This is a genomic window from Pseudomonas sp. A0308 (assembly GCF_044218815.1).
GTDB classification, from domain to species: domain Bacteria; phylum Pseudomonadota; class Gammaproteobacteria; order Pseudomonadales; family Pseudomonadaceae; genus Aquipseudomonas; species Aquipseudomonas iridis.
In genome coordinates, this window is sequence record NZ_CP162581.1 from 5,817,885 (window position 1) to 5,841,301 (window position 23,417).

Here is a 23,417-nt window from a genome sequence, read left to right on the forward strand (position 1 = left end):
ACGCCCGGCGCGGCCGGGCGTCTCAAACGGGTCAAGCGGTCAATCAGATGCGTTTGGCTTGCGCTACAGCGTTACCGATGTAGTTGGCCGGGGTCAGCAGTTTCAGCTCGGCTTTCGCTTCGGCTGGCATGTCCAGACCATCAATGAAAGTCTGCAACGCTTCAGGGCTGATGCCCTTGCCGCGGGTCAATTCTTTCAGCTTCTCGTACGGGTTTTCGATGTTGTAGCGACGCATCACGGTCTGGATTGGCTCAGCCAGAACTTCCCAGCAAGCGTCCAGATCAGCGGCGATCTTCTGCGCATTCAGCTCAAGCTTGCTGATGCCTTTGAGGCTGGCTTCGTACGCGATCACACTGTGGGCGAAGCCGACACCGAGGTTACGCAGTACGGTGGAGTCAGTCAGGTCGCGCTGCCAGCGGGAGATCGGCAGTTTGCTCGCCAGGTGCTGGAACAGCGCGTTGGCGATGCCCAGGTTGCCTTCGGAGTTTTCGAAGTCGATCGGGTTGACCTTGTGCGGCATGGTCGACGAACCGATTTCGCCAGCGATGGTGCGCTGCTTGAAGTAACCCAGGGAGATGTAGCCCCAGATGTCACGGTCGAAGTCGATCAGAATAGTGTTGAAGCGCGCAATGGCGTCGAACAGCTCGGCGATGTAGTCGTGCGGTTCGATCTGCGTGGTGTACGGGTTGAAACCCAGACCCAGCTCGTCTTCGATGAAGGCGCGGGCGTTGGCTTCCCAGTCGATCTGCGGGTAAGCCGACAGGTGAGCGTTGTAGTTGCCGACAGCGCCGTTGATCTTGCCCAGCAGCGGAACGGCAGCGACTTGAGCGATTTGACGCTCGAGGCGGTAAACCACGTTCGCCAGCTCTTTACCCAGAGTGGTCGGGGAGGCTGGTTGGCCGTGGGTGCGCGACAGCATCGGCACGTCGGCGAAACGGATTGCCAGCTCGCGGATGGCGTCGCAGGTCTGACGCATCAGCGGCAGCATTACATCGTCACGGCCTTCGCGCAGCATCAGGGCGTGGGACAGGTTGTTGATGTCCTCGCTGGTGCAGGCAAAGTGGATGAATTCGCTGACGGCGGCCAGCTCGGGCAGTTTGGCGGCTTGCTCTTTGAGCAGGTATTCGATCGCCTTGACGTCGTGGTTGGTGGTGCGCTCGATCTCTTTGACGCGCTCGGCGTGCTCCAGCGAGAAGTTTTCAGCCAGTTCATTGAGAACGGCGTTGGCTTCGGCGGAGAACGCTGGCACTTCAGGGATACCGGCGTGGGCGGCCAGGCGCTGGAGCCAGCGCACTTCAACCAGAACACGGGCACGGATCAGACCGTACTCGCTGAAAATCGGGCGCAGGGCCTGGGTTTTGCCGGCGTAGCGGCCGTCAACAGGGGAAACCGCAGTGAGCGAAGAAAGCTGCATGGGGTGTTCTCGGACAGTCGGGCAACGAAATGGGGCGCGTATCATACATGAAAAAATCCGCCGGTCCGTTGCCAACTGACCGGCGTATTACGCGTTACAGACTTCAAAGCGTTTGTTGCAGGCGATTTACTCGCTGCGCATCAGCGGATACAGCTCTTTGAGCAGCTTGCGTCGGCTGATCACCAGCTGCCAGCGATGGCCGCCGAGCTGACGCCACAGGCGCGCCGAGCGAATCCCGGCGAGCAGCAGGGCACGAATCTTCGAGGCATTGCTCGGCTGTTGCAGGTTGCGCATGTCGCCGTGCACCTGAATGCGTTGGCGCAGCGTGCTCAGGGTGTCCTGATACAGCGCGCCGCATGCGGCAATGACGTTTTCGTGCGCCGGGCCGAAATGCTCGACCTGGGACTGGATCTGCGGCAGACGCTTGCCGATCGCATCGAGCATGTCGTCGCGCTTGGCCAGTTGCCGCTCAAGACCGAGCATCGACAGGGCATAGCGCAACGGTTCGCGCTGCAACGTGCTCGGATCGCGTTCAAGGGCGCCGATCAGTGCGCGATAGCCTTCGCGCAGATTGAGGTCGTCGCCGCCGTACACGTCCAGCGTGTCTTTCGGGTCGCGTACCAACAGACTGCCGAGCATGCAGGTCAGGCCGGCTTCGCTGGTCTGGCCGCTTTTGGCGATCCGGTCGACCAGCACGGCGGCGAGAAATACACCGCCCAGCGCCGTCAGTTGCTCCTGAGTCGGGCTCATGCCTGACCACTCCATGGCTCGGCGACTTCGATCACGCCGCCGCCGAGGCAGATTTCACCGTCATAGAACACCACGGATTGGCCCGGTGTTACCGCGCGTTGCGGCTCATCGAACACGGCGCGGTAGCCGGTTGCAGTCTGCTCCAGCGTGCAGGCCTGATCGCTCTGGCGATAACGCACTTTGGCAGTCAGGCGACGAGGCTGGCTCAGGTCGACCGGGTTGACCCAGTAGATTTCCGAGGCGAGCAGGGCGCTGGAGAACAGCCACGGATGGTTGTTGCCCTGGCCGACGATCAGTTCGTTGTTGTCCAGATCTTTGCGCAGCACGTACCACGGCTCATCGCCGGCATCTTTCAGACCGCCGATGCCCAGGCCCTGACGCTGACCGATGGTGTGATACATCAAACCGTGGTGACGGCCGATGACTTCGCCTTCGGTGGTCTTGATCTCGCCCGGCTGTGCCGGCAGGTACTGCTTGAGGAAGTCGCTGAAGCGCCGTTCGCCGATGAAGCAGATTCCGGTGGAATCCTTCTTCTTGGCGGTCGCCAGTTCGTATTTCTCGGCAATTGCGCGGACTTCAGGTTTTTCCAGTTCGCCGACCGGGAACAGGGTCTTGGCGATCTGTTCGCCGCCGACGGCGTGCAGGAAGTAGCTTTGATCCTTGTTGGCATCGAGGCCTTTGAGCAGCTCGGTGCGGCCATCGATGTCGCGGCGGCGCACGTAGTGGCCGGTGGCGATCAGGTCGGCACCGATCATCATGGCGTAGTCGAGGAACGCCTTGAACTTGATCTCGCGGTTGCACAGGATGTCCGGGTTCGGCGTGCGCCCGGCCTTGTATTCGGCCAGGAAGTGCTCGAACACGTTGTCCCAGTACTCAGCAGCGAAGTTGGCGGTGTGCAACTTGATGCCGATCTTGTCGCAGACAGCCTGGGCATCCGCCAGGTCGTCCATGGCGGTGCAGTATTCCGTTCCGTCGTCTTCTTCCCAGTTCTTCATGAACAGGCCTTCCACCGCGTAACCCTGCTCGATCAGCAGGAGAGCGGAAACGGAAGAGTCCACGCCGCCGGACATGCCGACAATGACGCGCTTCTTGGATGTGTCAGAAGGGGCTGGATCACGCATAGGGATTCAATGAGTGTCTTTAAAAAGGACGCGATTCTATCAGGCTCGCGGCCTCAAGGCTAAAGAGAAGGGCGGATCAATTCGAGGCCGAAGTGATGGCCGGCCAGATAATCATCGATGCAACGGATGATCAGCTCGCTGCGCCAATGCTCGCGCTGCTCGATTAATTCGTCGCGGGTCAGCCACTTGGCGCCGACAATGCCGTCGTCGAGCTGATAATCCGGGTGATGTTTCAGTGCTTTGGCGACGAAGCAGATGCGTTGGTAGGTCACGCCGTTGCTGGGTGCGGTGTACAGATAAATGCCGACCACGCCGGTGGGTTCGACGTCCCAGCCGGTTTCTTCGAGGGTTTCACGAATGGCGGCATCGATCAGGGTTTCGTCAGGGTCGAGATGACCGGCGGGCTGGTTGAGCACGTTGCGGCCGGCCTTGTGCTCTTCAACCATCAGAAAGCGACCGTTGTCCTCGACGATGGTGGCGACGGTGATGTGGGGGAGCCATTCCATAAATCTTCCTCAATCTATTGGTTGAAACCCAGTCCCTGAGGGAGCTGGCTTGCTGGCGATAGCGGTGGGTCAGTCACCCTTCATGTTGGATGATAAGCCGTCACCGCTGGCAAGCCAGCTCCCACAGGGTTTTATGGTGATCATAAAATCCGGAAACACAAACCCCGGCACAAGGCCGGGGTTTGTTTACAGCGCTACAACCTTAAACCAGCGCAGCAATCGCCGCGTTGAGGGTTGCGCTTGGGCGCATGGCCTTGCTGATCAGCTCGGCATTGGCGTGGTAGTAACCGCCGATGTCGACTGGCTTGCCCTGAACGGCGTTGAGCTCGGCAACGATGGTTGCTTCGTTCTCGGTCAGAGTCTTGGCCAGAGTCGCGAACTGCGCTTGCAGTGCCGCGTCTTCGGTCTGGGCAGCCAGAGCCTGAGCCCAGTACATCGCGAGATAGAAGTGGCTGCCGCGGTTGTCGATGTTGCCGACTTTGCGCGATGGCGACTTGTTATTGTCGAGGAACTGGCCAGTGGCCTGATCCAGGGTCTTGGACAGCACCAGCGCTTTCGGGTTGTTGTAGTTCACACCCAAATGCTCAAGCGAGGCTGCCAGGGCAAGGAACTCACCCAGCGAATCCCAGCGCAGGAAGTTTTCTTCAACCAGTTGCTGCACGTGCTTCGGAGCCGAACCGCCGGCGCCGGTTTCGAACAGGCCACCGCCGTTCATCAGCGGCACGATCGACAGCATCTTGGCGCTGGTGCCCAGTTCCATGATCGGGAACAAGTCGGTCAGGTAGTCGCGCAGTACGTTGCCAGTCACCGAAATGGTGTCCTTGCCTTCGCGGGTGCGCTGCAGGGTGTACTTCATGGCATCAACCGGCGCCATGATCTGGATGTCCAGACCTGCGGTGTCGTGATCCTTCAGGTAAGCCTGAACTTTCTCGATCACTACGCCATCGTGAGCGCGCATTGGGTCCAGCCAGAAAATAGCGGGAGTGCTGCTGGCGCGAGCACGGTTGACGGCCAGTTTGACCCAGTCCTGGATCGGCGCGTCTTTGGTCTGGCACATGCGGAAGATGTCGCCGGCTTCAACAGCCTGTTCCATCAGCAGGGTGCCTTTGCTGTCGGTCACGCGAACCACGCCGTCAGCCTTGATCTGGAAGGTCTTGTCGTGGGAGCCGTATTCTTCGGCTTTTTTAGCCATCAGGCCAACGTTTGGCACGCTGCCCATGGTGGTCGGATCGAAAGCACCATTGGCTTTGCAATCTTCGATCACGGCCTGGTAGATGGTCGCGTAGCAGCGATCCGGGATCACAGCCTTGGTGTCGTGCAACTGACCGTCAGTGCCCCACATCTTGCCGGAGTCACGGATCATCGCTGGCATCGAGGCGTCGACGATAACGTCGCTCGGCACGTGCAGGTTGGTGATGCCTTTGTCGGAGTTGACCATCGCCAGCGACGGACGAGCAGCGTAGACCGCTGCCATGTCGGCCTCGATCTGCGCTTGTTGCTCGGTCGGCAGGGCTTTGATGCGAGCGTACAGATCGCCGATGCCGTTGTTCAGGTTGAAGCCGATCTGGGCCAGCACGTCAGCGTGCTTGGTCAGTGCGTCTTTATAGAACTCGGCAACGATCTGGCCGAACATGATCGGGTCGGAGACCTTCATCATGGTCGCTTTCAGGTGAACCGACAGCAGCACGCCTTGAGCCTTGGCGCTTTCGATTTCAGCAGCGATGAACGCACGCAGGGCGTTTTTGCTCATCACGGCGCAGTCGAGAATCTCGCCAGCCTGAACGGTGGTTTTTTCTTTCAGGACGGTAGCGGTACCGTCTTTGGCGATCAGCTCGATTTTCACAGCGTCAGCGGCGTCGATCAGGGCAGCTTTTTCGCTGCCGTAGAAATCGCCGGTGCTCATGTGAGCGACGTGGGATTTGGAGTCTTTGGCCCAGGCGCCCATTTTGTGCGGGTGCTTGCGCGCATAGTTCTTGACCGACAGCGGTGCACGACGATCGGAGTTGCCTTCGCGCAGAACCGGGTTTACGGCGCTGCCCTTGATCTTGTCGTAACGCGCCTTGGCGTCTTTGTCGGCGTCGCTGGTCACGGTTTCCGGGTAGTCCGGCAGGTTGTAACCCTGAGCTTGCAGCTCTTTGATCGCGGCTTGCAGCTGTGGAACCGAAGCACTGATGTTCGGCAGCTTGATGATGTTGGCTTCAGCCGTAACGGCCAGGTCGCCCAGTTCGGCGAGGTGGTCGGCTACGGCTTTGTCACCCAGTTGCTCGGGGAAGCTGGCCAGGATGCGCGCTGCAAGAGAGATATCGCGGGTTTCCACGGCGATATCGGCCGAGGCAGTGTAAGCCTCGATGATCGGCAGCAGGGAATAGGTGGCGAGGGCTGGGGCTTCGTCGGTGAAGGTATAGATGATCTTCGAGCGGGTGGGCATATTCGGATTAACTCTCTCTTCTTTGCTAAAGCGTGCGCAGAAACTCGAGGGGCGCCGGGTAAGCGCGTTCGTTCAAAGTCATCCATGAACCGAATGTCGAGATTCTTCGCGGTGATGTTGGGTGCATCAGTAGAGCGTCAAGCAGTCGGGCCGCGGTAACAACCCGACCAATCAGGCGGAAAGTCTCGTTCTAGAGAGGCCAGCCGTCGTGACCCTTTGGTCAGCGGGCGGCATTATACATAGGTAGCTGGCAATCTGCCGATGGTTCATATGCAACGATTCTCGTCCATTGGTCTAAAGGTCGCAGGGCAGGGTGGGGCGTAGAGTCGTCGCGAATGCTTGAGTTTGGCGCTTTTCCCTTTGCTTTCAGGCTTGTACGAAACCAGATGTGCCTGTGCCGCGAACAGAGGGTTTGCGTGTTGATTTAACTGGGTTACGCTCGAACCAAGCCAGATGTTCAATCCAAACAATGGAGTTCAGCATGGGTTACAAGAAGATTCAGGTTCCAGCCGTCGGCGACAAAATCTCCGTCAATGCAGACCATTCTCTCAATGTTCCTGATAACCCGATCATCCCCTTCATCGAAGGTGACGGCATTGGTGTAGACATCAGTCCGGTGATGATCAAGGTTGTCGATGCTGCAGTTCAAAAGGCATACGGCGGCAAGCGCAAGATTTCCTGGATGGAAGTCTACGCCGGGGAAAAAGCCACTCAGGTTTACGATCAGGACACCTGGCTGCCTCAGGAAACCCTGGACGCAGTCAAGGATTACGTGGTTTCCATCAAGGGCCCGCTGACCACCCCGGTCGGTGGCGGCATCCGCTCGCTGAACGTGGCCCTGCGTCAGCAACTCGACCTCTACGTCTGCCTGCGCCCGGTGCGCTGGTTCGAAGGCGTGCCAAGCCCGGTGAAAAAGCCTGGCGACGTCGACATGACGATTTTCCGCGAGAACTCCGAAGACATCTACGCCGGTATCGAGTGGAAGGCCGGTTCGCCGGAAGCGACCAAGGTCATCAAATTCCTTAAAGAAGAAATGGGCGTCACCAAGATCCGTTTCGACGAAAACTGCGGCATCGGCGTCAAGCCGGTTTCCCTGGAGGGTACCAAGCGTCTGGCGCGCAAGGCTCTGCAATACGTGGTCGACAACGACCGCGATTCGCTGACCATCGTGCACAAAGGCAACATCATGAAGTTCACCGAAGGTGCCTTCAAAGAGTGGGCCTATGAGGTGGCGGCTGAAGAGTTCGGTGCGACGCTGCTCGACGGCGGCCCGTGGATGCAGTTCAAAAACCCGAAAACCGGCAAAAATGTTGTGGTCAAAGACGCCATCGCCGACGCCATGCTCCAGCAGATCCTGCTGCGCCCGGCCGAATACGATGTGATCGCGACCCTGAACCTCAACGGTGATTACCTCTCCGACGCCCTCGCGGCGGAAGTGGGCGGTATCGGTATTGCGCCGGGCGCCAACCTGTCCGACACCGTGGCGATGTTCGAAGCCACCCACGGTACAGCACCGAAGTATGCCGGCAAGGATCAGGTCAACCCGGGTTCGTTGATTCTTTCGGCAGAAATGATGCTGCGGCACATGGGCTGGACCGAGGCGGCGGATCTGATCATCAAGGGCACCAACGGCGCCATCAGCGCCAAGACTGTGACCTATGACTTCGAGCGTCTGATGGACGGCGCCAAGCTGGTTTCGTCTTCGGGCTTCGGTGATGCGCTGATCTCGCACATGTAACAGCAACACCCTGCAACAAAAACCGCCCCGCTCGAGATGATCGAGCCGGGCGGTTTTTTTATGGCTGAAGGTATTAGTGCGTCAACTGGTAACCTTTTGTTCTCTGGCGACGACGGGGGTCGTTTCTTTTTTGGCGTCATCGGCTTCAATCTTCACGGCATGCAACCCTTTCGGGCCCTGCACGATGTCGAATTTCACCACCTGCCCTGCCTTGAGGGTTTTGTAACCCTCCATCTCGATAGCGGAATAATGCGCAAAGAAATCGATTTCTTCGCCATCGTCATCGCGACCTTCGCGGGAGTCAGTATTAATGAAGCCGAACCCCTTGGCATTGTTGAACCATTTCACCTTGCCGACAGCCATGCTCAAATCCCTCTGCAACAGACTCCATCGCTGGAGTATCATCCAAGTCATCCGCAATCTAATTCGTTAAAAGAATTGACTCCGCGGATCTTTTTTACCCACTGTGGGCTCTATTGGTTGTAACACCGTTTTCCCGATAGTCAAGGTGACCGGGCAGTCGGAGTTGAAAACGTGGACAACCGCCCCCACCACTGTATTTGCACAACTGACGAACCTTTCTTTCCATGCATGCAATCAGCCAGATTCGACTAACATTCAATCAGGATCGCCCGACTCTCCAAAAGGATCACCCGGAGGAGCGCGACGACGATTCGGCGGGCGTTGCTGTTCAGGAGGCAAAGCCTGCGTTACAGGCGCCGCCGATGTACAAGGTGGTTTTGTTCAATGATGACTACACACCGATGGATTTCGTCGTCGAAGTGCTCGAGGTGTTTTTTAACCTGAATCGCGAGCTGGCGACCAAGGTCATGCTGGCCGTCCATACAGAAGGGCGGGCAGTATGTGGAGTGTTTACCCGCGACATCGCCGAGACAAAGGCCATGCAGGTCAACCAGTACGCCAGGGAAAGCCAGCATCCGCTACTCTGTGAAATCGAGAAGGACGGTTAATCGCCGACCACTTGGGTATGAGGTGAAGCTATGTTAAACCGCGAGCTCGAAGTCACCCTCAATCTTGCCTTCAAGGAGGCTCGTTCGAAACGTCATGAATTCATGACCGTCGAACACCTGCTGCTGGCCCTATTGGACAATGAGGCTGCCGCCACCGTTTTGCGTGCCTGCGGCGCGAACCTCGACAAACTCAAGCACGATCTGCAGGAGTTCATCGACTCCACCACGCCATTGATCCCCGTCCATGACGAGGATCGCGAAACCCAGCCAACCCTGGGCTTTCAGCGTGTGCTGCAACGTGCTGTTTTCCACGTGCAGAGCTCGGGCAAACGCGAAGTGACTGGCGCCAACGTGCTGGTTGCAATCTTCAGTGAGCAAGAGAGTCAGGCAGTGTTTCTGCTGAAACAGCAGAGCGTTGCGCGCATCGATGTCGTCAATTACATCGCGCACGGCATTTCCAAAGTGCCGGGGCATGGCGATCACTCTGAAGGTGAACAAGATATGCAGGACGACGAGGGCGGTGAGTCTTCTTCTTCAGGCAATCCTCTGGATGCTTATGCCAGCAACCTCAACGAACTGGCGCGTCAGGGTCGTATCGACCCGTTGGTCGGACGCGAACTGGAAGTCGAGCGCGTCGCACAGATTCTCGCGCGTCGGCGCAAGAACAATCCGCTGCTGGTAGGCGAGGCTGGCGTGGGTAAAACCGCGATTGCCGAAGGCTTGGCCAAGCGTATTGTCGATAACCAGGTGCCAGACCTGCTGGCTGGCAGCGTTGTTTATTCCCTTGATCTCGGTGCTCTGCTCGCGGGCACCAAGTATCGCGGTGATTTCGAGAAGCGCTTCAAGGCGCTGCTCAATGAACTGAAGAAACGTCCGCAAGCCATTCTGTTCATCGACGAAATCCACACCATTATTGGTGCCGGTGCGGCGTCGGGTGGCGTGATGGATGCGTCGAACCTGCTCAAGCCTTTGCTATCGTCTGGCGATATTCGTTGCATCGGTTCGACTACGTTCCAGGAATTTCGCGGCATCTTCGAGAAGGATCGTGCGCTCGCACGACGCTTCCAGAAGGTCGATGTCGTCGAGCCGTCGGTGGAAGACACCATCGGTATCCTGCGCGGCCTGAAAGGGCGTTTCGAAGCGCATCACAACATCGAGTACAGCGATGAGGCGTTGCGCGCCGCTGCCGAACTGGCTTCGCGCTACATCAACGACCGGCACATGCCGGACAAAGCCATCGACGTCATTGACGAAGCCGGCGCTTACCAGCGCCTGCAGCCGGTCGAGAAGCGCGCCAAGCGTATCGAAGTGCCGCACGTCGAAGACATCGTGGCGAAGATTGCACGGATTCCGCCGAAGCACGTCACCAGTTCCGACAAGGAGCTGCTGCGTAACCTCGAGCGCGATTTGAAGCTGACGGTATTTGGCCAGGATGCGGCGATCGATTCGCTGTCGACTGCGATCAAGCTCTCCCGTGCAGGCCTCAAGTCGCCAGACAAGCCAGTCGGTTCGTTCCTGTTCGCAGGGCCAACCGGTGTTGGTAAAACCGAGGCCGCACGGCAATTGGCCAAGGCACTGGGTATCGAACTGGTTCGCTTCGACATGTCCGAGTACATGGAGCGTCACACCGTATCGCGTTTGATCGGTGCGCCTCCAGGCTATGTCGGCTTTGATCAGGGCGGTCTGTTGACCGAAGCGATTACCAAGCAACCGCATTGCGTATTGCTGCTCGATGAAATCGAGAAGGCGCACCCGGAAGTCTTCAACCTGCTGCTGCAGGTGATGGATCACGGCACGCTCACCGATAACAACGGGCGCAAGGCGGATTTCCGCAACGTGATCGTGATCATGACCACCAACGCCGGTGCCGAAACGGCCGCGCGTGCTTCGATTGGTTTCACTCATCAGGATCACTCGTCTGATGCGATGGAAGTGATCAAGAAGAGCTTCACGCCGGAATTCCGTAACCGTCTGGATACCATTATCCAGTTTGGTCGCCTCAGTCATGAGGTCATCAAGAGTGTGGTGGACAAGTTCCTTACCGAGCTTCAGGCGCAGCTGGAAGACAAGCGAGTGCTGTTGGAAGTCACCGACGCGGCGCGCAGTTGGCTGGCGGCCGGTGGTTACGACTCGGCAATGGGCGCACGTCCGATGGCGCGTCTGATCCAGGACAAGATCAAGCGTCCGCTTGCGGAGGAGATTCTGTTTGGCGAGTTGGCCGAGCATGGTGGCGTGGTTCACATCGACGTCAAGGATGGTGAGATGACCTTTGACTTCGAAACTACGGCTGAGATGGCCTGACGGCCTGTTGTAAGCGAAAGGCGCCTTCGGGCGCCTTTTTGTTGTCAGGCGTTTTTGGGTGTATATCCGTTGCTGCTGTGATGGCTTATTACGGCTTCGCCCTTACGGCGATTCACTTTTTTCAAGCGCGGTACATGTCAAGGTACCTGTCGCCTTGGTCTTACGGTTGCTAGCCCATTGCGTCCTTTATTTCAGGGCGCTCAGGATTTAAATAAACGGCATTTGCCAGCTTCCAGTTGCGTGTGCGAGCGCTGCACCTCCTCTCGCTGTGTTTGGCTTCGCCAAACGGTCGCTGCGTTCCCACCCCCGGATCAATCCCGGAACGAAGCCTGCCGACGTCGCCTGTGGATCAAGATCAAGAGCTGCAGCCGAGCTAACGCTCATCCTGTTGAGTGGTGAGGAGCACAGCGTGGTCGGCTTTGGATTTGTGGGGGATTTGCCCCTCATCGGAACGCCGCCCGCCCAGCCCTCTCCCGGGGGAGAGGGGGCCGATTTGTGTGCTTTTCAAAGCCTGAGTTCGACTCGGTATCGCACGTCGGCGTAGTTCGCCCAGGCACCCCGGTCAGTCCCCTCTCCCTCCGGGAGAGGGCTAGGGTGAGGGGCTTTTGATCTTGCTTCGGCTTTTGATCTTTTGCCCCATCGGCAGGCCAAGCGAAGGTGTTCATCCGGGGTTAGGCGCGCAGCGCCGTGCGGCGTAGCCGCATACATCGAGAGGAGGTGCAGCGCAGCAAACCGTAGTCGATGCCCCCGGATGGACGCCGTAGCGAGGGAACGCTGAGCCTCAGCGAAGTGCCGTACGCCGGGGCAAAGCCTTTTGGTTCCTTTTTGGCGTTTGAAAAAGGGACTCGCTGTAAGAGCGAAACCGCCAGCGGCAACACCCGCAGCAACGGATATACACCTAAAATCCAAAACCCCAAAGAACCCAAATCCCAAACCCCAGACACAAAAACGCCCGGCATAAAGCCGGGCGTCTTGTATTGACTTGATTAACGAGCGCGGTAAGTGATGCGCCCTTTGCTCAAGTCATAGGGCGTCAGCTCGACGCGCACTTTGTCACCGGTAAGAATACGAATGTAGTTCTTGCGCATCTTGCCGGAAATATGCGCGGTTACGACGTGCCCATTTTCCAACTCCACGCGAAACATGGTGTTGGGCAGGGTGTCGACGACAGTGCCTTCCATTTCGAAGCTGTCTTCTTTCGACATGCAGTAAAGCCCTCGGTATCCAATGAATGGCCCGGTGCAACTGCGCCAGGCAAAAGCGGCGTGCATTGTGCCCGAAAAATGGTGTTTACGCCAAGGGGTTTACGGCTTGTCGTTAGTTCAGGATCACCCAGCGCTGATTAATCAGCAGTTCGATGGGGCGATATTGGGTCTTGTAGTTCATCTTTTTGCAATTCTTGATCCAGTAACCAAGGTAGACCGCTTCAAGTCCACGGCGCTGACTCTCGGCGATTTGCCACAGAATCGCGAAACGTCCAAGGCTGCGCCGTTCTTCGGCCGGCTCGTAAAAGGTGTAGACCGCCGACAAGCCGTTCGGCAGCAAATCGGTCACGGCTACCGCTAGCAACCGTCCGTCGAGTCGGAACTCGTAAAAGCGTGAGAAGGGCAGATCGCGCACCAGAAAAGTCGAGAATTGATCACGGCTTGGCGGGTACATGTCGCCGTCGGCGTGGCGCTGTTCGATGTAGCGCTGGTAAAGCTCGAAGTATTCTTCACTGAACCCCGGTTTCGCCGGCTGTACCTGCAAGTCGGCGTTGCGCTTGAAAATCCGCTTCTGCTGACGATTGGGGGTGAACTGCGCCACCGGAATGCGCGCAGGCACACACGCATTGCAATTTTGGCAATGGGGGCGGTACAGATGATCGCCGCTGCGACGAAAGCCCATTTCCGACAGATCTGCGTAGACGTGCACATCCATGGGCTGACTAGGGTCGAGAAACAGGGTCGTGGCCTGTTCCTCGGGCAGATAGCTGCAAGAGTGGGGCTGAGTGGCATAGAACTTCAAACGCGCCAACTCGGTCATGATCAACCCTCGGGATAAGCTGGTGAATTAAGTGTAAGCCACGCGCGTAAAAGTCGCTCAGCAAACCCAGGTGGCATGATTGGGCTGATCCAGATGCCTTGCCAGATAGCCTGCGAATTCGTGGCGGGGAATCGCCCGGGCGCCGAGGCTGTGCAGGTGGTCGGTGGGCATCTGGCAGTCGATCAGCACGAATCCTGATGCTTGCAGGTGCCGGACCAGCGTGGCAAAGCCGTACTTGGAAGCATTGTCGGCGCGGCTGAACATCGATTCGCCAAAAAACAGCTGCCCCATCGCCAGTCCGTAAAGGCCACCGACCAGTTCGCCCTGATCCCACACTTCCACCGAATGAGCGAAGCCGCGCCGGTGCAGTTCGACGTAGGCATCTTGCATGGCCTCAGTGATCCAGGTGCCGTCGGCGTAATCCCTTGGCGCGGCGCAGGCATGGATTACGGCTTCGAAGTCCTGATCGAAAGTCACCTCATAGCGCTCCTTGCGCAGCAATTTGCCCAGACTGCGCGAAACATGCAGTTCGTCGGGAAACAGCACGGTGCGAGGGTCAGGCGACCACCAGAGAATCGGCTGACCTTCGGAAAACCACGGAAAGCAGCCATGGCGATACGCCTGAATCAGGCGGTCGGCGGAGAGGTCGCCGCCGGCGGCGAGCAATCCGTTGGGTTCGCGCATGGCCTTTTCCAGCGGTGGAAAAGTCAGGGAATTACGTTGTAACCAAGTCAGCATGGCATCCAGGCTTGCAGAAGGGGAGGGCGGTGCGGGCTACTCGGCCCGCGATAAATTGTGCCGTGAAATGCTGCGAATGTCGTGCCGATCCTGCTCGACGTTCGCGGTGTTGCAACTTGGCGCGCTGGATGCGGTCGTAAGCGAGCACTGCGCGCCGGCCCGCGACATGTCTGCATTGGGCCTTGCAGGCAGTCTGCGACCGTTCGCAGGGGGCAGGTGTCAATGTTTCGCTACGTTCATCAAATACACCTCATAAGCCTTTGTCACAAAAGACAATGCATGCTCAAATTGGATCGCGGGTTTTGCGCGCTTGGCTATGCTCAATGCTGCGGGTCTGAACCATGGCATCGGACGCACAAACCCGTACAATGCCGGGCTGTTACACAATATTTGCCGGTTAGCGTGTTTATAGCTGTGTATGTAAAAGCTGCCGCTCAGTGTTAAAAGTAGTCCCAGTTGTGCCCGTCAACTTTTTTACCTGCCTGGATTGGGCAGTTTTTGATCGTCATTCAATAGATGGACGCGCCTCGGGCGCAGGAAAAGTAGCGTTTTGAAGAAATCCACCGAAGCACCAAAAACAGTCGTTCCGCTCTGGCGCCAACAGTTGCACTACCGGCTCAAGGAAGGTGCATTGATCGCCATCGGCGCGCTGTGCCTGTTCCTGATGATGGCTTTGCTGACCTACGGCAAGGACGATCCGGGCTGGAGCCACAACAGCAAGATCGACGACGTGCAGAACTTCGGCGGCCCGGCGGGCTCCTACAGCGCCGACATCCTGTTCATGGTGCTCGGTTACTTCGCCTACATCTTCCCGTTGCTGCTGGCGGTCAAGGCCTATCAGATCTTCCGTCAGCGCCACGAGCCATGGCAGTGGAGCGGCTGGCTGTTCTCCTGGCGCCTGATCGGTCTGGTATTTCTTATTCTTTCCGGTGCGGCGCTGGCGCATATCCATTTTCACGCTGCAACCGGTCTGCCGGCCGGTGCCGGTGGTGCGCTGGGCGAGAGCCTCGGCGACCTGGCGAAAAACGCATTCAATATTCAGGGCAGCACGTTGCTGTTCATCGCGCTGTTTCTGTTCGGCCTGACGGTGTTCACCGACCTGTCGTGGTTCAAGGTGATGGACATCACCGGCAAGATCACCCTGGACCTGTTCGAACTGTTCCAGGGCGCGCTAAACCGCTGGTGGTCGGCCCGCACCGAGCGCAAGCAACTGGTTGCGCAGCTGCGTGAAGTCGATGATCGCGTACATGATGTGGTCGCACCGACCGTCACCGACAAACGTGAACAGGCCAAGGTCAAGGAACGCCTGATCGAGCGTGAGCAGGCGTTGAGCAAGCACATGTCCGATCGCGAAAAACAGGTGCCACCGGTCATCGCCCCGGCGCCGACCAAAGCGCCCGAGCCGAGCAAGCGCGTGCAGAAAGAGAAACAGGCACCGTTGTTTGTCGACAGCGCGGTGGAAGGCACCTTGCCGCCAATCTCGATCCTCGATCCTGCGGAAAAGAAACAACTCAATTACTCCCCGGAGTCGCTGGCTGCGGTCGGCCACTTGCTGGAGATCAAGCTCAAGGAATTCGGCGTCGAAGTCACCGTAGACTCGATCCATCCGGGTCCGGTGATCACCCGTTACGAAATCCAGCCGGCTGCGGGCGTCAAGGTCAGCCGTATCTCCAATCTGGCAAAAGACCTGGCGCGCTCCCTGGCAGTGACCAGTGTGCGGGTGGTCGAGGTCATTCCGGGCAAGACTACCGTCGGTATCGAGATTCCCAACGAAGACCGGCAGATCGTGCGCTTCTCCGAAGTGCTGTCGACGCCCGAGTACGACAACTTCAAATCGCCGGTCACGCTGGCGCTGGGTCACGACATTGGTGGCAAACCGGTCATCACTGACCTGGCGAAGATGCCGCACTTGCTGGTGGCCGGTACGACCGGTTCCGGTAAGTCGGTGGGTGTGAACGCGATGATCCTGTCGATCCTGTTCAAGTCCGGCCCGGAAGACGCCAAGCTCATCATGATCGACCCGAAGATGCTCGAGCTGTCGATCTACGAAGGCATTCCGCACCTGCTGTGCCCGGTAGTGACCGACATGAAGGACGCCGCCAACGCCCTGCGCTGGAGCGTCGCCGAGATGGAGCGTCGCTACAAGCTGATGGCGAAGATGGGGGTGCGAAACCTGTCCGGCTTCAACGCCAAGGTCAAGGAAGCCCAGGACGCCGGCGAGCCACTGAGCGATCCGTTGTACAAGCGCGAAAGCATCCACGACGAAGCACCGTTGCTGCAGAAGCTGCCGACCATCGTCGTGGTCGTCGACGAATTCGCCGACATGATGATGATCGTCGGCAAGAAGGTTGAAGAGCTGATCGCCCGTATCGCCCAGAAGGCGCGTGCGGCGGGTATTCACTTGATTCTCGCGACACAGCGGCCGTCGGTGGACGTGATCACCGGTCTGATCAAGGCCAACATTCCGACCCGTATGGCGTTCCAGGTGTCGAGCAAGATCGACTCCCGGACCATCATCGATCAGGGCGGCGCCGAACAACTGCTCGGCCACGGTGACATGCTCTACATGCCACCGGGTACCAGTCTGCCGATCCGGGTTCACGGTGCGTTCGTGTCCGACGAAGAAGTCCACCGTGTGGTCGAGGCGTGGAAATTGCGCGGCGCCCCGGAATACAACGACGACATCCTCAACGGTGTCGAAGAGGCGGGCAGCGGCTTTGAAGGCAGCAGCGGTGGTGGCGACGGCGACGATCCTGAGGCAGACGCACTGTATGATGAAGCCGTACAGTTCGTGCTGGAAAGCCGTCGCGCATCGATCTCCGCTGTACAGCGCAAGCTGAAAATCGGCTACAACCGCGCGGCACGGATGATCGAAGCCATGGAAATGGCCGGCGTCGTCACATCAATGAACACCAACGGTTCGCGTGAAGTCCTGGCGCCTGGCCCGGTACGCGACTGATTGCAAAAGCAAGAGGCGGGACAATGATGTGCCGTCGCTCTCCCAACGAGTATTCAAGAGGACTCCCATGCGTCTTATCCGCATGCTGCTGCCAGTACTGGCTCTGACAACACTCACGGCCCACGCCGATGACAAGGACGTGGCGCGTCTGACCCAATTGCTGGAAACATCCAAGACCCTGAGCGCAAACTTCTCGCAGCTGACCCTTGATGGCGGCGGCACGCAGTTGCAGGAAACCACTGGCAACATGACCTTGCAGCGTCCGGGCCTGTTCTACTGGCACACCAATGCGCCGGCCGAGCAGACCATGGTTTCTGACGGCAAGAAAGTCACCCTGTGGGACCCGGATCTTGAGCAGGCAACCATCAAGAAACTCGATGAGCGTCTGACCCAGACCCCGGCGCTGCTGCTGTCCGGTGACGTGTCGAAGATCAGCCAGAGCTTCGACATCAGCGCGAAAGAAGCGGGCGGCGTGATCGACTTCACCCTCAAGCCGAAAACCAAGGACACGCTGTTCGACAACCTGCGCCTGTCGTTCCGCAACGGTCTGCTCAACGACATGCAACTGATCGACAGCGTTGGTCAGCGCACCAACATCCTGTTCACCGGGGTGAAGGCCAACGAGCCGGTGCCAGCGTCGAAGTTCAAGTTCGATATCCCGAAGGGCGCTGACGTTATCCAGGAATAAACGCTCCCACAGGAGTTGCTGTTCTCACTGAGGTTTCATAGGTAGTGATGGATCTGTTTCGCAGTGCACCGATTGCCCAGCCACTGGCCGCGCGTTTGCGTGCGACCAATCTGGATGAGTACGTCGGTCAGGAGCACTTGCTGGCTCGCGGCAAGCCTCTGCGTGAGGCGCTGGAGCAGGGTGCTCTGCATTCGATGATTTTCTGGGGCCCGCCGGGCGTGGGTAAAACCACGCTGGCGCGTTTGCTCGCGGAAGTCTCGGATGCACACTTCGAAACGGTGTCGGCGGTGCTCGCCGGGGTCAAGGAGATCCGTCAAGCCGTTGAAATCGCCAAGCAGCAGGCCGGCCAGTACGGCAAGCGCACGATTCTGTTCGTCGATGAAGTGCACCGCTTCAACAAGTCCCAGCAGGACGCGTTCCTGCCGTACGTTGAAGACGGCACGCTGATCTTCATCGGCGCCACCACTGAAAACCCTTCGTTTGAACTGAACAACGCGCTGTTGTCGCGGGCCCGCGTCTACGTCCTGAAAAGTCTCGACGAAGCGGCGCTGCGCAAGCTCGTGCATCGCGCGCTGACTGAAGAGCGCGGCTTGGGCAAACGTAACCTGACGTTGAACGACGAAGGCTTCCAGATGTTGCTGTCCGCCGCCGATGGCGATGGCCGGCGTTTGCTCAATTTGCTGGAAAACGCCTCCGACCTTGCCGAAGACGACAGCGAGATCGGTACCGAGCTGCTGCAAAGCCTGCTCGGCGACACCCGTCGGCGTTTCGACAAGGGGGGCGAGGCGTTCTACGACCAGATTTCCGCGCTGCACAAATCGGTGCGCGGCTCCAATCCCGACGGTGCGCTGTACTGGTTCGCGCGGATGATCGACGGCGGTTGCGATCCGCTGTACCTGGCCCGGCGCGTGGTGCGTATGGCCAGCGAAGACATCGGTAACGCCGACCCACGCGCCCTCAGCCTGTGTCTGGCTGCATGGGAAGTGCAGGAGCGCCTTGGCAGCCCGGAAGGCGAGTTGGCGGTGGCCCAGGCCATCACGTATCTGGCTTGTGCGCCAAAAAGCAACGCGGTGTACATGGGCTTCAAGACCGCGTTGCGTGCTGCCGCCGAAAACGGCTCGCTTGAGGTGCCGCTGCACCTGCGCAACGCGCCGACCAAACTGATGAAACAACTGGGCTACGGTGACGAATACCGTTATGCCCACGACGAGCCGGACGCTTACGCTGCGGGCGAAGACTATTTTCCGGAAGAGCTTGAGCCGATCCCGTTTTATCAGCCGGTGCCCCGAGGCCTTGAGTTGAAGATCGGCGAAAAGCTCAATCACCTCGCGCAACTCGATCGTTTAAGCCCAAGACAGCGGAGAAAATAGTGATTCCATTGATTATTGCGGTGTCCGCTGGCGGGGTCGCCGGCACGTTGTTGCGCTTCGCTACCGGCAATTGGGTCACCGCCAATTGGCCGCGGCACTTCTATACCGCGACGCTGGCCGTTAATATCGTGGGCTGTCTGCTGATTGGCGTGTTGTACGGCCTGTTTTTGATACGCCCGGAAGTGCCGATCGAGGTACGCGCCGGGTTGATGGTTGGCTTCCTCGGGGGGCTGACGACTTTTTCATCCTTTTCACTGGATACGGTGCGCCTGCTGGAAAGCGGGCAAGTACCGCTGGCCCTGGGCTATGCGGCACTCAGCGTATTCGGCGGGCTGCTCGCAACGTGGGCTGGCCTGTCTTTGACCAAACTTTGATAACGAGAAACCGACATGCTCGATTCCAAACTGTTACGTAGCAACCTTCAGGACGTAGCGGACCGCCTGGCTTCCCGTGGCTATGCCCTGGATACCGCGCGCATCGAAGCGCTGGAAGAACAGCGCAAGACCGTCCAGACCCGCACCGAAGCACTGCAGGCTGAGCGTAACGCGCGTTCCAAATCCATCGGTCAGGCCAAGCAGCGCGGCGAAGACATCGCGCCGTTGATGGCGGACGTCGAGCGCATGGCAGGCGAATTGAGTGCCGGTAAAGTGGAACTGGACGCGATCCAGACCGAACTGGACTCGATCCTGCTCGGCATCCCGAACCTGCCGCACGAATCCGTTCCAGTCGGCAAAGACGAAGACGACAACGTTGAAGTGCGCCGCTGGGGCACGCCGACGGCGTTTGATTTTGAAGTCAAAGACCACGTAGCCCTGGGCGAGAAGTTCGGCTGGCTGGATTTCGAAACCGCCGCCAAGCTGTCCGGCGCACGTTTCGCCCTGTTGCGTGGCCCGATCGCCCGTCTGCACCGCGCACTGGCGCAGTTCATGATCAACCTGCACGTCAACGAGCACGGCTATGAAGAGGCCTACACGCCTTATCTGGTCCAGGCTCCGGCGCTGCAAGGCACCGGTCAACTGCCGAAGTTCGAAGAAGATCTGTTCAAGATCGCCCGCGAAGGCGAAGCCGATCTGTACCTGATCCCGACCGCCGAAGTGTCGCTGACCAACATCGTTGCTGGCGAAATCGTCGATTCGAAACTGCTGCCGATCAAGTTCGTTGCGCACACGCCGTGCTTCCGTAGCGAAGCCGGCGCGTCGGGTCGTGATACCCGCGGCATGATCCGTCAGCACCAGTTCGACAAGGTTGAAATGGTTCAGATCGTTGAGCCGTCCACGTCGATGGAAGCGCTGGAAGGCCTGACCGCCAACGCCGAGAAAGTCCTTCAGTTGCTGGGTCTGCCTTACCGCACCCTGGCGCTGTGCACTGGCGACATGGGCTTCAGCGCGGTCAAGACTTACGATCTCGAAGTGTGGATTCCGAGCCAGGACAAGTACCGCGAAATTTCGTCGTGCTCCAACTGCGGCGACTTCCAGGCCCGCCGCATGCAGGCGCGTTTCCGTAACCCGGAAACCGGCAAGCCTGAGCTGGTACACACCCTGAACGGCTCCGGCCTGGCGGTTGGTCGTACTCTCGTTGCCGTGCTGGAAAACTACCAGCAAGCCGACGGTTCGATCCGCGTGCCGGACGTACTGAAGCCGTACATGGGTGGCCTTGAGGTCATCGGTTAAATGAAATATCTGCCGCTGTTTCACAACCTGCGCGGCAGTCGTGTGTTGGTCGTCGGTGGGGGGGAAATTGCCTTGCGCAAATCCCGCCTGCTGGCCGACGCCGGTGCGCTGCTGCGGGTGGTCGCACCTGAAATCGAAACGCAACTGCGTGAACTGGTCGTTGCCAGCGGCGGCGAGTGCCTGTTGCGCGGTTACGCCGAAGCGGATCTGGACGGCTGCGTGCTGATCATCGCCGCCACCGACGACGAAACGCTGAACGCACAGGTCTCCACCGATGCTCATCGGCGTTGCGTGCCGGTCAACGTGGTCGATGCGCCTGCCTTGTGCAGCGTGATCTTCCCGGCCATCGTTGATCGTTCGCCGCTGATCGTCGCGATCTCCAGCGGCGGCGATGCGCCGGTGCTGGCCCGTTTGATCCGCGCCAAGATCGAAACCTGGATTCCGTCCACCTACGGCCAATTGGCCGGTCTGGCGGCGCGTTTCCGCAATCAGGTGAAAAACCTGTTTCCGGATGTGCAGCAGCGTCGCGGGTTCTGGGAAGACGTCTTTCAAGGCCCGATTGCCGATCGGCAACTGGCCGGCCAAGGCACTGAAGCCGAACGTCTGCTGCAAGCCAAGATCGACGGCGAAGCGACCATCACTACCGGTGAGGTGTATCTGGTTGGCGCAGGGCCGGGGGATCCGGATTTGCTGACCTTCAAGGCTTTGCGTCTGATGCAGCAAGCCGATGTGGTGCTGTACGACCGTTTGGTCGCCCCCGCGATTCTTGATCTTTGCCGTCGCGACGCCGAGCGGGTATATGTCGGCAAGCGTCGCGCCGATCATGCTGTGCCGCAAGATCAGATCAATCAGCAACTGGTCGATCTGGCCAAGGCCGGCAAGCGTGTGGTGCGGTTGAAGGGCGGTGATCCGTTTATCTTCGGCCGAGGTGGCGAAGAGATCGAAGAGCTGGCGGCCCATGGCATTCCATTTCAGGTGGTGCCGGGGATTACCGCGGCCAGCGGTTGTGCGGCGTATGCCGGGATTCCGCTGACTCACCGCGATCACGCGCAGTCGGTGCGATTTGTCACCGGCCATTTGAAGGACGGTTCCACCGATCTGCCTTGGGTCGACCTTGTCGCGCCAGCGCAGACGCTCGTGTTCTACATGGGCTTGGTGGGTTTGCCGGTGATCTGCGAGCAGTTGATCAAGCATGGTCGCTCGGCGGATACCCCGGCGGCGTTGATTCAGCAGGGCACCACGGTCAATCAGCGGGTCTTTACTGGCACGCTGGCCGATTTGCCGCGTTTGGTGGCGGAGCATGAAGTGCATGCGCCGACATTGGTGATCGTCGGCGAAGTGGTGCAGCTGCGCGAGAAACTGGCGTGGTTTGAGGGGGCTCAGGCGCAGGTCTGAACACCGAGTCGCCCCAATCGCTGGCAAGCCAGCTTGTATGCTGGTACTTGAAGGGAGGAGAAGGGACAAAGCCAGATTCTGACTGTTGACGCAGTACAGATCCGTGGGAGATTTCGCCCCTCCTCCTTTCACCCAAGCGCCGATAAAGAATGCATCTGGCTAGGACCGACGATAGGAACAAGCCTGCGCCCCTGGGTGAGCCCTTCAAGTGTTCAAAACCATATCTCGGGGGATGCTCTATGGCAATGCCGGTTTCTGTCGTAAAGCCTATCGTTGGCGTGGATGTCGCCAAGGATGAACTGGTCATCTACCAGGCTGAGCTGGATTTGCTCGAATCTATTCCCAATGACAAGGCAGCCATCAAAAAATGGCTGAAAGCCTTACCTGCACCGGTTGATCTGGCCATTGAATCGACCAACACCTATCACTTGGCATTCGCCGATATGGCCCATGAAGCCGGGTGCACGATTTACATGGTCGGCGGATACGAGCTGAGTCATTACCGTAAAGGGGTGAAAGTTCGCGCCAAAACCGACGCGCTGGACGCCAAACTGCTAGCTCGTTATCTGAAAAACGAATACGAAGAGCTTCATCCCTGGACCCCGCCATCACCTCTATATCGCCGACTCTTGAGCCTTTTCCGCCGTCGCGCGGCGCTGGTTCAAGCACGGGTTGGTCTGGTGCAAAGCTGGGCAAATGAACCGCTGCTCAAAAGCGCATTTGCTGAGCAAGTGGCCTCAATGCAGAGGCTTGAAACGCTGGTCGAGAAGATGATCAGCGACCAGTTGAAAGAGGCTGGGCTGCTCGCCGATCTGAAGCGTTGCACGAAAGTTGAAGGTATTGGTTTTTTGACAGGGGCCCGTTTGATCGCGACGTTTCAGCGGGGCGACTTCAGAAACGCGGACGCATTTATTGCGTTTTTGGGGATGGATTTGCGAGTGTCGCAGTCAGGACAAAAAGATGGTCGCAGAAGCCTGACCAAACGAGGTGACCCGGAGGCCCGACGGCTGCTGCATAACGCCGCCATGTCGGCCAGTCGCACTTCAGCGTGGAAAGCGTTCTATGAAGAGCAAAGAGCCCGTGGGTTCAGTACCACACAAGCGCTGGTAATCCTGGCACGAAAGCTCGCGCGAGTGGTGTTTGCACTGCTAAAGGGACAGAGCGAATACCAGCCAAAAGCAGGTTGAGGGCTTCCCCTCAACCATAGAATCTCCCACAGGTCTTGTGTTGAAGCTGCATTCTCCAGCATCACCCCTGACCTCAGGTTTTGGAGTGATGCTCAGTCTCCTGCATCACGAAAATCCCTGTGGGAGCTGGCTTGCCAGCGATGGGGCCCTCCAAGC

At 58.7% G+C, this 23,417-nt stretch carries 19 protein-coding genes; 10 read left to right on the forward strand and 9 right to left on the reverse strand.

The features are described from left to right. Window positions 1-43: 43 nt before the first annotated feature. From purB to AB4P92_RS26885, 5 genes are all read right to left on the reverse strand, one after another. Window positions 44-1,414: an adenylosuccinate lyase gene (gene purB, locus AB4P92_RS26865; protein ID WP_042559861.1), complete on the reverse strand. Its 1,371-nt coding sequence runs from the start codon at window positions 1,412-1,414 to the stop codon at window positions 44-46. A 126-nt stretch (window positions 1,415-1,540) separates the two neighbouring features. Continuing rightward, window positions 1,541-2,164 (reverse strand): high frequency lysogenization protein HflD, encoded by a 624-nt coding sequence (hflD, locus tag AB4P92_RS26870; protein ID WP_042559860.1) that lies wholly within the window; start codon window positions 2,162-2,164, stop codon window positions 1,541-1,543. Beyond that, window positions 2,161-3,285 (reverse strand): tRNA 2-thiouridine(34) synthase MnmA, encoded by a 1,125-nt coding sequence (gene mnmA / locus AB4P92_RS26875; RefSeq protein ID WP_261736163.1) that lies wholly within the window; start codon window positions 3,283-3,285, stop codon window positions 2,161-2,163. The genes hflD and mnmA overlap by 4 nt, the downstream gene beginning before the upstream one ends. A 59-nt stretch (window positions 3,286-3,344) precedes the next feature. After that, window positions 3,345-3,791 (reverse strand): NUDIX hydrolase, encoded by a 447-nt coding sequence (locus AB4P92_RS26880; protein WP_042559858.1) that lies wholly within the window; start codon window positions 3,789-3,791, stop codon window positions 3,345-3,347. A gap of 202 nt (window positions 3,792-3,993) precedes the next feature. Then, the gene (locus AB4P92_RS26885; RefSeq protein ID WP_261736164.1) at window positions 3,994-6,219 is read right to left on the reverse strand and encodes an NADP-dependent isocitrate dehydrogenase; all 2,226 of its coding nucleotides are present in this window, start codon (window positions 6,217-6,219) and stop codon (window positions 3,994-3,996) included. A 481-nt stretch (window positions 6,220-6,700) separates the two neighbouring features. Between AB4P92_RS26885 and icd the strand changes: the two genes are divergently transcribed. Further along, entirely contained in the window at window positions 6,701-7,957 is a 1,257-nt protein-coding gene (gene icd / locus AB4P92_RS26890) for an NADP-dependent isocitrate dehydrogenase (protein ID WP_042559856.1), read from the forward strand. An 81-nt stretch (window positions 7,958-8,038) separates the two neighbouring features. On the opposite strand, the gene AB4P92_RS26895 is transcribed toward icd, so the two are convergent. Then, window positions 8,039-8,320, reverse strand: a complete 282-nt coding sequence (locus tag AB4P92_RS26895) for a cold shock domain-containing protein (RefSeq protein WP_395598437.1) — start codon at window positions 8,318-8,320, stop codon at window positions 8,039-8,041. A gap of 224 nt (window positions 8,321-8,544) precedes the next feature. Between AB4P92_RS26895 and clpS the strand changes: the two genes are divergently transcribed. Both clpS and clpA read left to right on the forward strand, forming a co-directional pair. Beyond that, window positions 8,545-8,928 carry an ATP-dependent Clp protease adapter ClpS gene (gene clpS / locus AB4P92_RS26900; protein ID WP_042559854.1) on the forward strand — a complete coding sequence of 128 codons (384 nt, stop codon included), beginning with the start codon at window positions 8,545-8,547 and terminating at the stop codon, window positions 8,926-8,928. A 30-nt stretch (window positions 8,929-8,958) separates the two neighbouring features. Continuing rightward, window positions 8,959-11,229 carry an ATP-dependent Clp protease ATP-binding subunit ClpA gene (gene clpA / locus AB4P92_RS26905; protein WP_042559853.1) on the forward strand — a complete coding sequence of 757 codons (2,271 nt, stop codon included), beginning with the start codon at window positions 8,959-8,961 and terminating at the stop codon, window positions 11,227-11,229. A 986-nt stretch (window positions 11,230-12,215) separates the two neighbouring features. On the opposite strand, the gene infA is transcribed toward clpA, so the two are convergent. The 3 genes from infA to aat form a co-directional block, all read right to left on the reverse strand. Next, the gene (gene infA / locus AB4P92_RS26910) at window positions 12,216-12,434 is read right to left on the reverse strand and encodes a translation initiation factor IF-1 (RefSeq protein ID WP_002553999.1); all 219 of its coding nucleotides are present in this window, start codon (window positions 12,432-12,434) and stop codon (window positions 12,216-12,218) included. 112 nt (window positions 12,435-12,546) lie between these two features. Next, window positions 12,547-13,254, reverse strand: a complete 708-nt coding sequence (locus AB4P92_RS26915; RefSeq protein ID WP_042559852.1) for an arginyltransferase — start codon at window positions 13,252-13,254, stop codon at window positions 12,547-12,549. Window positions 13,255-13,311: 57 nt separating this feature from the next. Further along, window positions 13,312-13,992 carry a leucyl/phenylalanyl-tRNA--protein transferase gene (gene aat / locus AB4P92_RS26920; RefSeq protein WP_395598438.1) on the reverse strand — a complete coding sequence of 227 codons (681 nt, stop codon included), beginning with the start codon at window positions 13,990-13,992 and terminating at the stop codon, window positions 13,312-13,314. Between the two features lie 550 nt (window positions 13,993-14,542). On the opposite strand from aat, the gene AB4P92_RS26925 reads away from it, so the two are divergent. From AB4P92_RS26925 to AB4P92_RS26955, 7 genes are all read left to right on the forward strand, one after another. After that, entirely contained in the window at window positions 14,543-16,951 is a 2,409-nt protein-coding gene (locus tag AB4P92_RS26925; protein ID WP_042559850.1) for a DNA translocase FtsK, read from the forward strand. A 67-nt stretch (window positions 16,952-17,018) separates the two neighbouring features. Continuing rightward, window positions 17,019-17,639, forward strand: a complete 621-nt coding sequence (gene lolA / locus AB4P92_RS26930; protein ID WP_042559849.1) for an outer membrane lipoprotein chaperone LolA — start codon at window positions 17,019-17,021, stop codon at window positions 17,637-17,639. Window positions 17,640-17,686: 47 nt separating this feature from the next. Continuing rightward, complete coding sequence (locus tag AB4P92_RS26935) at window positions 17,687-19,009, forward strand: replication-associated recombination protein A (protein WP_042559848.1); 1,323 nt, start codon at window positions 17,687-17,689, stop codon at window positions 19,007-19,009. Continuing rightward, the gene (crcB, locus tag AB4P92_RS26940; protein ID WP_042559847.1) at window positions 19,009-19,383 is read left to right on the forward strand and encodes a fluoride efflux transporter CrcB; all 375 of its coding nucleotides are present in this window, start codon (window positions 19,009-19,011) and stop codon (window positions 19,381-19,383) included. The genes AB4P92_RS26935 and crcB overlap by 1 nt, the downstream gene beginning before the upstream one ends. Window positions 19,384-19,398: 15 nt before the next feature. Beyond that, window positions 19,399-20,679, forward strand: a complete 1,281-nt coding sequence (gene serS / locus AB4P92_RS26945) for a serine--tRNA ligase (RefSeq protein WP_150592299.1) — start codon at window positions 19,399-19,401, stop codon at window positions 20,677-20,679. Then, the gene (gene cysG / locus AB4P92_RS26950; protein WP_042559845.1) at window positions 20,680-22,074 is read left to right on the forward strand and encodes a siroheme synthase CysG; all 1,395 of its coding nucleotides are present in this window, start codon (window positions 20,680-20,682) and stop codon (window positions 22,072-22,074) included. A gap of 239 nt (window positions 22,075-22,313) precedes the next feature. Continuing rightward, window positions 22,314-23,261, forward strand: coding sequence for a transposase (locus AB4P92_RS26955; protein ID WP_261736686.1), 948 nt, complete (start codon window positions 22,314-22,316; stop codon window positions 23,259-23,261). Window positions 23,262-23,417 lie beyond the last annotated feature (156 nt).